This window comes from Micromonospora sp. NPDC004336, from assembly GCF_053602615.1.
In genome coordinates this window covers 1-9,516 of the sequence record NZ_JBSGDY010000200.1, presented here as the reverse complement: position 1 = coordinate 9,516, position 9,516 = coordinate 1, and the positions used below count along the sequence as shown (strand labels likewise).

Annotated in this window: 6 protein-coding genes and 1 pseudogene; all 7 read right to left on the bottom strand. The window is 76.8% G+C overall.

What is annotated here, in order from left to right; genetic code table 11:
• Positions 1-1,787, bottom strand: a 1,787-nt coding sequence (locus tag ACWENR_RS27110) for a thioesterase domain-containing protein (RefSeq protein ID WP_452279783.1), incomplete at its 3' end; no start/stop codon positions are given.
• On the bottom strand, positions 1,784-5,272 hold the full coding sequence (locus ACWENR_RS27105; protein ID WP_452279782.1) for an amino acid adenylation domain-containing protein: 3,489 nt from the start codon (positions 5,270-5,272) through the stop codon (positions 1,784-1,786). The genes ACWENR_RS27105 and ACWENR_RS27110, both read right to left, overlap by 4 nt.
• Before the next feature lie 337 nt (positions 5,273-5,609).
• Positions 5,610-6,023, bottom strand: coding sequence for a DUF2267 domain-containing protein (locus tag ACWENR_RS27100; protein WP_452279781.1), 414 nt, complete (start codon positions 6,021-6,023; stop codon positions 5,610-5,612).
• 140 nt (positions 6,024-6,163) lie between these two features.
• Positions 6,164-6,661 (bottom strand): N-acetyltransferase family protein, encoded by a 498-nt coding sequence (locus ACWENR_RS27095; RefSeq protein WP_452279780.1) that lies wholly within the window; start codon positions 6,659-6,661, stop codon positions 6,164-6,166.
• A 144-nt stretch (positions 6,662-6,805) separates the two neighbouring features.
• Complete coding sequence (locus ACWENR_RS27090) at positions 6,806-8,233, bottom strand: MGH1-like glycoside hydrolase domain-containing protein (RefSeq protein ID WP_452279779.1); 1,428 nt, start codon at positions 8,231-8,233, stop codon at positions 6,806-6,808.
• The gene (locus ACWENR_RS27085; protein ID WP_452279778.1) at positions 8,230-9,048 is read right to left on the bottom strand and encodes a TIM barrel protein; all 819 of its coding nucleotides are present in this window, start codon (positions 9,046-9,048) and stop codon (positions 8,230-8,232) included. The genes ACWENR_RS27090 and ACWENR_RS27085 overlap by 4 nt, the downstream gene beginning before the upstream one ends.
• Positions 9,049-9,516, bottom strand: a pseudogene (locus ACWENR_RS27080) (oxidoreductase); the annotation flags it as partial. It abuts the gene before it with no gap.

Genomic DNA, 9,516 nt, shown 5'->3' with positions numbered 1-9,516 from the left:
AAGCCGGCCCGGGCGTCCCGCCGGGCGGGCTCGTCGCCGATCGCCTCGATCTGCCGCAGCAGCACGTCCTCCGCGTCCGGGCTGACCGGCAGCGCCGCGTCCCAGGTGATCAGCTCGCGCTCGACCAGCCGGTCCAGCAGCGCGTAGCCGTCCTCGGGACGGCGCAGCCCGATCGCCGGGTCGGCGACGAGGTCGCGGGCCGGGCGCCGGCCGTCGGCGGCGGCGAGCAGCGCCGCCTCGACGGGGGTGAGCGACACCGGCGGGCGGCCCGGCCGGCGGACCGTGCGGTCGGTGAGGCTGAGCTGCGGGCAGAGCATCGGCGCCCACCAGCCGCGCACCGCCGGGTCCTGACCGATCCGCTCCGCGTAGGCGCTCAGCGCCCACGACTCGAACCACACCCAGCGGCGTCGGGTCAGGCCCGGGCCGGGACGCACGTCGGCGGTCTCCGGCCGCGCCGGGTCGAGGGTGACCCAGCAGCTCGGGCCGAAGAAGCCGACCGTCTCGTTCTTGCCGCAGTAGCGCTGCCAGTACTTCAGCAGGGCGCGCTCCCGGTCGCGTCGCCGCACGTTGCGGGCCGCGTCGGGCCCGCCGCGCGCCAGGCCGTCGAGCGCGACCAGGGCGCCCCGGTTCTGCCAGGTGACCGCCTCCCGCAGCAGCGGATCGGCGGCCAGCTCGGTGAGCCGCCGCCCGGTCGCCGTCACGGCCTCGGCGAACTCCTTGTCGAAGCGCTCCGCGCCGTCGCCGGTGGCGAGCAGCTCGTCGGCGGCGGCCGCCGCCCGCGGGGCGGAGAGCATGGTCAGGCCGTCGGCGGGGAAGCCGGTGGTGCGCAGGATCGCGTCCCGCCACACCGACCAGCCGGTGTCGCCGAGCGGCACCCGGTGCCCGCCCGCCGGCCCGGCTGCGGTGACCGCCGCCGGGTCGTCGGCGGCGCCCGGGCCGGCGGCCCGTCCCGGGCGGGCGGTCACGGCCTCGCCGAGGTCGGCGGTCACGGCCTCGCCGAGGTCGGCGGTCACGGCCCCGCCGAGGTCGGCGGTCGCGGCCCCGCCGAGGTCGGCGGTCGCGGCCTCGTCGAGGTCGGCGCGGATCGCGGCGAGCAGCTCGGGCAGCCGGTCGTTGAGGAAGAAGTGCCCGCCGTCGATCTCGCGCAGGGTGAAGCCGGCGGCGGTGTGCTCGCGCCAGGCGTCGCTGTGCGCGCGGGTGACGGCGCGGTCGTGCCGGCCGCTGAACGCCACGATCGGCACCGGCAGCGGCTCCTCGGGGGCGTAGCGGTAGCTGTCGACCCGCCCGAAGTCGGCGCGCAGCAACGGCAGCAGCAGCTCGACCAGCTCGGGGTGCGCCAGCAGCTCGGCGGGCAGGCCGCCGCCGGCGCCCAGGCGGCGCAGCAGCTCGTCGTCGTCCACCCGGGACAGCCCGTCGAAGAGGCTGGGCGCGGTCACGTGCGGGGCCCGGGCGCCGCCGACGTAGAGGCGCAGCGGCAGCGGGCGGCCGGCGCGGCGCAGCTCGCGGACCACCTCGAAGCCGACCCGGCCGCCCATCGAGTGGCCGTAGATCGCGTACGGGCCGCGGACCCGGTCGGCGATGGCGGAGGCGACGTCGTCCACCCGGAACTCCGGGTCCTCGCTGATCCGGTTCTCCCGCCCCGGCAGCTGGACCGGCAGCACCTCGACGCCCGCGCCGAGCCCGTCCTGCCAGCGCCGGAAGACGCTCGCGCCCCCGCCGGCGTAGGGCAGGCAGAACAGTTGCACCGGTGCCGGGTCACGGCGGCCGGCGGAGAGGAACCAGTTCACCTCGCGCCTTTCTGAGGGGGGTCGATCCAGTAGCGCTGACGCTGGAACGGGTAGGTGGGCAGCCCGGTGCGCCGGACCGCGCCCTTGGGGTGCAGCGTCGTCCAGTCCACGTCCCCGCCGGCGATCCAGGCCGCCGCCAGCTCGCGCAGCTCGCCGGGGTCGCCGGCCAACCGGGCTTCGGTGGCGAGCAGTTCGTCCAGCGCGGCGACGGCGCCCGCCGGGTCGGCCGCCACCACGGCGGCCCGACAGCCGAAGGCGCGCCGGCCCAGGGCGAGGGTGGCGGCCACCTCGGCCAGCGCCGGGGCGGCCCCGGCGAGGTGCTGCCGCAGCCGGGCCAGCGCCGCCCGCAGCGCCACCGGGGTCCGCGCCGAGACGGGCAGCAGGTACGCGGGCGAGTCACCGTCGCCGACCGGCTCGGCCGGGGGCGGCTGCTCGACCACCACGTGCGCGTTCGTGCCGCCCAGCCCGAACGAGCTGACCCCGGCCACCCGGCGCGCCACCTCGGGCCAGTCCCGCGCCTTGGTCGGCACGTAGAACGGGCCGCCGGCCAGGTCGACCTCCGGGTGCGGGCGGGTGAAGTGCAGGTTCGGCGGGATGACGCCGTGCTGCACGGCGAGCACCGCCTTGATCAGCCCGGCGATGCCGGCGCCCGCGTCGAGGTGACCGATGTTGGTCTTCACCGAGCCGAGCGCGCAGCTCTCGGCGGGGGCGGCGCCCGCGTACACCTCGTGCAGCGCGGCGACCTCGATGGCGTCGCCGAGCGGCGTACCGCTGCCGTGGGCCTCGATGAGACGGACCTCGCCGGGGGCGACCTCGGCCGCGGCGAGCGCGTCGGCGACGGCGGCGGCCTGCCCGGCCGGCCCGGGCACGGCGTATCCGGCGCGGTCGGCGCCGTCGTTGGTGACGGCCCAGCCGGGCAGCACCGCGTAGATCCGGTCGCCGTCGGCCTGGGCGTCGGCGAGGCGGCGCAGCGCGACCACGCCGACCCCGGAGCCGAACCCGGCGCCGGCGGCCGCCTCGTCGAAGGCGCGGCAGCGGCCGTCCGGGGAGGCCAGGCCGCCGGGGGTGTGCCGGTAGCGCGGCCAGGTCACGTTGACGCCGCCGGCCAGGGCGATGTCGCACTGGTAGTCGGCGAGGCTCTGCGCGGCGAGGCAGACCGCGACCAGCGAGCTGGAGCAGGCGCTCTGCACGGCGACCGCCGGGCCGGTCAGGCCCAGCCGGTAGGCGACCTGCCCGGGCAGGTGGTCGGTGAACTGCCGGCCGACGAGCCGGGCCTCCCAGTCGTCGGGGTCGACGTCGCCGACCACGGCCGGGTTGTCCATGAGGTGGAAGAGGAAGTACCGGTTGGCGGAGGTGGCGGCGTAGACGCCGACCAGCCCGGGGAAGCGGGCCGGGTCGTGCCCGGCGTCCTCCAGCGCCTCCCAGGCGGTCTCGAGGAAGAGCCGGTGCTGCGGGTCGGTGCGGGCGGCCTCGTCGGCGCCGAAGGAGAAGAACTCGGCGTCGAAGTCGGCCACGCCGTCGAGGCGGCCGCTCGCCTTGACGTGCCGGGGGTCGGCGCGCAGGCCGGGGCCGACGCCGAGGGCGGCCAGCTCCTCGTCGGTGTGGTCGTGGATGGAGTCCACCCCGGCGCAGAGGTTCCACCAGAAGGTGGCGACGTCGGGCGCCCCCGGGAACCGGCCGGCGAGGCCGACCACGGCGATCTCGTCGCCGGTGTATTCCCGGGCGGCGGTCGCCGGGGCGACGGGCGCGCGCACGACCGGCGCGGGGACCGGCTCGGCCGGGGCGTCGAGCAGCCGGGCCTGGGCGGCCACGGTCGGGTGCTCGAAGAGGCGGAGCATGGGCAGCCGCACCCCGAACCGCTCGGCGAGGCGCTGCTGCACGCGACCGAGCAGCAGGGACTGGCCGCCGACGTCGAAGAAGCTGTCGGCGCGGCCGACGGCGTCGCGCCCGAGCACCTCGCACCAGATGTCGTGCACGATCCGCTCGGTGGGGGTGGTCGGCCCCTGCCCGGCGGGCACGGCCCGGGCCGGGTCGGGCAGCGCCCGCTCGTCGATCTTGCCGGTGACGGTCAGCGGGAACTCGTCGACCACGACGACCGCGCGCGGCAGCGCGTACTCCGGCAGCCGCGCGGCGAGGGCGTCGCGCAGGGCCGCCGGGTCCGGCTCGCCGCCGGCCCGTCGGGCGTACGCGAGCAGCTCGCCGTCGCGGGCGACGGCGCGGACCCCGGCGACGCCGGGCTGGTCGGCGAGCGCCGCCTCGATCTCGGTCAGCTCGACCCGGAACCCCCGCACCTTGACCTGCCGGTCCAGCCGGCCGAGGCAGACCAGCTCCCCGCCGGGCAGCCGCGTGCCGAGGTCCCCCGTCCGGTAGGTGGGCACCCCGTCGGGGTCCGTGGAGAACCGGTCGCTGTCCTGGCCGAGGTAGCCGGGGGCGAGGTGCCGGCTGCGTACCACGATCTCCCCGGTCCCGTCGGCGCCCGTGCCGTCGGCGGCGAGGCGCAGCTCGTAGCCGGGCAGGGCCGTGCCGATGGGCAGCGGCCCGGTGGCGGCGGGGTCGGCGTCGGCGAGCGGCAGGGCGTACCGGGCGGCGAAGGTCATCTCGGTGGCGCCGTAGCCGTTGACCAGCACGCAGTCGGGGGCGAACCGGTCCCGGCCGCGGACCGCGTCGGCGTGGGTGGCCTGCTCGCCGCCGAGCAGCACGACCCGCACCCGGTCGAGGCGGGGGCCGGGGGTGTCGAGCAGGAAGCGGTAGACGGTCGGGGTGGAGTGGTAGACGGTGACCCCGTGCCGGGCGAGCTGCTCGACGGCGTGGGCGAGGCCGTGCCGGCGCAGTTCCACGGGGACGACGGCGGCCCCGGCGAGCAGCGCCGGGTAGAGGTCGGGGATCGCCGCGTCGAAGCTGAACGACGCGAGCAGGCTGAGCCGGTCGTCCGCTCCGATCCGGAGGGTGGCGATCTGGTTGTCCACCACGTGCAGCAGGTTGCGGTGGGTCTGCGCGACCGCCTTGGGCACGCCGGTGGAGCCGGAGGTGAACAGCACGTACGCCGGCGCGTCCGGGTCGACGGGCACGGGCCGCAGCGGCGCGGCCGGGACGTCGTCGACGGTCAGCACCCGCACGGCCGGCCGGTCGGCGGTGAGCCGGCGGGCCAGCTCGACGTGCTCGGCTCTACAGAGGACGACGCCGACCTCCGCGGCGGCGAGCATGTGCCCCAGCCGCCGCTCCGGGAAGCCCGGGTCCAGCGGCACGTACGCGCACCCCGCCGCGAGGGTGCCGAGGATGGCGGCGATGGTGGCCGAGCCGTGCCCGGTGAGCAGGGCGACCCGGTCGCCGGCCCGGCAGCCGGCCGAGGTGAGCGCGGCGGCGTGGCCGCCGGCGGCGCGGGCGAGGGCGGCGTAGCTGAGCGGGGCGCCCTCGCCGAGGACTGCCGGCTGGTCGGCTCGACGGGCGGCGACCGCCCCGAAGCGACTGACTACCGTCGATTCCATCATGTCAGCGCGCGGCGGCCGACCTGCTCATGGGCAGCGTGCAGCGTTCGACAAACGCGATCATGATCCCCCCCAGGACTTCACAATGGAAGCAGCATATGCCTCGATACCTGGGGCGAAAGATCATCGTTTAAAGTCCAGCCGAAGGGGCGAGTAACCGACGGAGAATGGCCGGCCAAGTCCGTCCGATCATCCCTCTAGCGCGTAGAGGAGTTGCCGCGTATCCGCCTACCGGCGGGTAATTTTCCGGCGAAACGGCCCTCTTGCCTTGAGTCTTCCTGCGATCCGCGTCGATGTCCACAGTCGGCCTGTGAACGACCTATTACGGGTGGAAACGTCAGCCGTCACACGGCGGGCGGGGGATCGGCTGCGTCATCCCGTCGAAGTCCCGGGGCAGCCGGGCCACCATGTCGTGGAACTCCTCGACGGTCACCGCCTCCCGCAGGGTGGCGAAGACCGCGCCCGTGCCGGCCCGGGCGGTCGCCTCGTCCACCCCGGCCCGCTCCCCCACCTCACGCAGGAACTGCGCCGGCCCGGGCGCGGGCCGGCGGCCGTCGTCGGACCCCGACCCGGGCCCGGCCGCCAGGTAGCCGTCCAGCGCGTCGGGGAGGTGCCCGGCCGGATCGCCGGAGCCCTCGCCGGTCATCCGCTCCACCATCGTCTGGAGCACGGCACGCGCGATGGTGGCCGACTGCGCGGTCGACAGGCCCGACCGGCGGGACACCGCGTCGACGAAAAGGGGAAACCGCACGGCGCCTCCTGTCGTCACCGGCCCCGCGCTTACCCCGGCGGGGCGCGGGCAAACGACACCCCGGGCGGGCGCGCCGGCGGCGCCCCCCGTGGGAAGCCGGCGGCGACGAGCCGTCGGACGCGGGCCGGCGGGCGGGCGGATCAGTCGACGACGGCGCTGCGCCGCTCCAGCAGGACGACGTCCCGCCAGCGGCCGTGGTGCCGGCCGACCCGTCTGCGCACCCCGACCACCCGGAACCCGGCCCGCCCGTGCAGCGCGAGACTGGCCGCGTTCTCGGGGAACACGCCGGACTGGATGGTCCAGATCCCGGCGGCCTCGGTCGAGGCGATCAGGGCGTCGAGCAGCAGCCGGGCGACCCCGCGCCCCCGGGCCGCCGGGTCGACGTAGACCGAGTGCTCGACCACGCCGGCGTAGACCGCCCGGGCCGAGACCGGCGAGACGGCGATCCAGCCGAGCACCTCGTCGTCCCCGTCGACCGCCACGAACCGGTGCCTGGGCAGCCGGCCGGCGTCGAAGGCGGCCCAGGCGGGGGCGGCGGTCTCGAAGCTGGCGTCGCCGCCGTCCAGGCCCGCCTGGTAGATCCGCAGGACCTGGGCGGCGTCCTCGGGGCGCATCGGTCGGACACCGACGTCGGTCATCAGCACGCTCCGTTCGGACCCGGCCCATCGCTGCCTCGACGATCGTCTGATCAGAGACCCGCAGTCTGGTCAGACGAATCTCAGCCTAGGGGCCTGTCGACGCGATCGGCTCTCCCCGGCGCGGCGCGGCCCGCGCGACCCGGCTCAGCCGGCCGGGTCGTCGGCGAGGACGTCGAGCAGCAGCGCGGCCGTCCAGCCGAAGGCCGGCGAGCCCAGCCCGGCCCCGGTGTCGGGATGGAAGTACTCGTGGCAGCCGGCGCGCGCCACCAGGTCGATCATCGAGTCGCGCAGGCCGGCGGCCAGGTCGGGGCGGCCGTGGCTGAGCAGCCCCCGGCGGATCAGCCAGTTGACGTTCATCCAGCTCGGGCCGCGCCAGTAGCGCAGCGGCTCGAAGTCCTGGGCCGTGCGGTCGTGGCTGGGCAGCGGTCGCTCCATCCGGGCGGCCAGCCCGAACCGCGGCGAGCACGCCTCGGCGACCAGCGCCGACACCTGCGGCGCGGGCAGGTCGGGCAGGACCAGCGGGGCCAGGCCGAGCACCGTCCGGGCCGGCACGAGGCGGTCGGCCCGCAGGTCCCGGGGCCGGAAGGTGCCCGTCGCGGGGTCGTAGAGCCGGCGCACCAGCGCCTCGGTGATCCGGGCCGCGCGCTCCCGGTGCGGGCCCGGGTCCGCACCGACCAGCGGCGCGATCCGGGCGAGGGCGTGCTCGGCCGCCCCCATCGCCGCGTTGACCAGCGGGCACTCGACCAGGAACGGGTGCCGCGCGCCGAGGTCGTCGTCGCGGTAGCGCCGCTCGCGGTAGGACGCGACGATCGCGACGTAGCGCGCGTAGTCGAGGTCCGTGGGGCGGTGCGCGGCGTCGGCGTGCGCGGTGTCGTGCCGGCGGTACGCGCGCATGACGGCCGCGTCGGCGGGCACCGCCGCCATCGGCGCGTCCCAGGCGGGGCTGTTGTCCAGCCCGGACTCCCACGGGTGCACGACGCAGGCCAGCCCGCCCCCGCCGACGTCCCGCCGGGTGGCGAGGTAGCGCTGCTGCGCGACCAGCCGGGGATAGAGCCGGCGCAGCGCGGCCCGCGCCCGCTCGGAGGGGCACCGGCGGTACGCCAGCCACGCGGCCGGCGCGTGCACCGGCGGCTGGATCAGCCCGGACGTGGCGGCCGCCGGTGCGCCGTCGGCGCTGGCCGAGTCCCAGAACTCGGGCCCCGGGAAGTACGAGCCGACGCGCAGCGCCGGGTTGAACACGATGTGCGGCACCCGCCCGTCGACCCACTGCGCCCGGAACAGGCTGGCCAGCTCCCGCCAGGCGCGGTCGGGGCGGACGTGGGACCAGCCGATCGCGCTGAACGCGGAGTCCCAGCTCCACTGGTGCGGGTAGAGGGTGCGCGAGGGCACGGTGTGGTCGTGCTCCCAGTTGCCGTCGAGGGTGGCCACGGCGAGCCGGCGCAGCGCCCCCGCGTCCCGGGGGCCGGCCGCCGGCCCGGGGCCCGCCGCGCCGCCGGGTCCACCGCGCAGACCGCCGTCGGCGACGTCGGCCCGACCGTCGGCGCGCCGGCCGCCGGCGGTCCCGGTGCTCATGCCGCCGCCTGTCGGGGCTGCGCGTGCCGCAGCACGGCGGCGGCCTGGTGCAGGGCGCGTACGGGGTCGCCGCGCAGCCGGCACTCCAGCGCCAGCCAGCCCCGGTAGTCGATCTCCAGCAGGGTACGCGCCAGCGCGGGCCAGTCGAGGTGGCCCGCGCCGGGCTGGAACCGGTTGGAGTCGCTGACCTGCACGTGCCCGAGGTACGGCGCGGCGGCGCGCAGCGCCCGGTGCACGTCGTCCTCCTCGATGTTCATGTGGAAGGTGTCGGCCACCACCCGCACCGAGGGCAGCCCGACGGCCGCGCAGAGGGCGACGGCGTCGTCGAGCCGGTTGACCATGTGGTCCTCGTACCGGTTCAGCGGTTCGAGGAAGAGGGCGACCCCCTCGGCGCGGGCGTGCTCGCCCAGCTCGCCCAGGGCGTCGACGAGCACCTGCCGGTCGCCGGCGGGCGAGCGGGGCGGCTCGAAGGGCGGCAGCCGCCGGGAGAACATGCCCCACGCGGCCGGGGTCATCGCGCCGACTCCGCCCAGCTCGGCGATCACGGAGAGCTGGGAGCGCAGGTTGCGGACCGCGTCGCGGGACCGCTCGGGGTCGAAGTCGCCGATGAAGTGGTCCATCTCGACGCAGACGGTGGGCATGACCACCCCGGCGGCGCGGGCCCGGCGCAGCTCGGGCAGCCGCCGGGCGAGGGCGAGCTCGCCCCGGCCGCGCAGCTCGATCGCGTCGTAGCCGAGCGCGGTGGCGAGCGCGTACTTCTGGATCAGGTCGGTGCCCGGCAGGAGCTGTTCCTGGCAGGCCAGTGGGATCGTCATCTAGAACCTCAGCACCACTTGGAGGGCGTCACCGTCACCGCGGTCGAGCAGCGCCAGCGCGTCGGCCACCGCGCTGGCGTCGACGACGTGGCTCACCAGCGGCAGCGGGTCGACGCTGCCCTCGGCCACCAGGTCCATGAAGGTGTGTGCGACGCGGGCTCCGGTCCACCGGCCGGCCATGCCGGGCGCCGGGGTCGGCCCGGAGACCTGGGCCGCCACCAGCTGGATCCGGTTGTGGTGGAACTCCTCACCCAGGCCGAGCCCGTCGGCCTGCCCCTGGTAGAAGCCGGCGGCCACGACGCGGCCGGCGTGGGTGGTGGCGCGGATCGCCTCGTGCAGCGCCGGGTACGCCCCGGACAGTTCCAGGCAGACGTCCGCGCCCCGCCCGGCGGTGGCGCGGCGCAGCACGGCCGCGGCCGACTCGGTGCGCTCCTGGCCGACGGGGTCGAAGTCGGCCACGCCCCGGGT

Excerpts from the sequence above, each read along its gene's own strand:
- ACWENR_RS27105 (WP_452279782.1), bottom strand. The coding sequence starts at position 5,272 with ATGGAATCGACGGTAGTCAGTCGCTTCGGGGCGGTCGCCGCCCGTCGA.
- ACWENR_RS27095 (WP_452279780.1), bottom strand. The coding sequence starts at position 6,661 with ATGACCGACGTCGGTGTCCGACCGATGCGCCCCGAGGACGCCGCCCAG.
- ACWENR_RS27090 (WP_452279779.1), bottom strand. The coding sequence starts at position 8,233 with ATGAGCACCGGGACCGCCGGCGGCCGGCGCGCCGACGGTCGGGCCGAC.
- ACWENR_RS27085 (WP_452279778.1), bottom strand. The coding sequence starts at position 9,048 with ATGACGATCCCACTGGCCTGCCAGGAACAGCTCCTGCCGGGCACCGAC.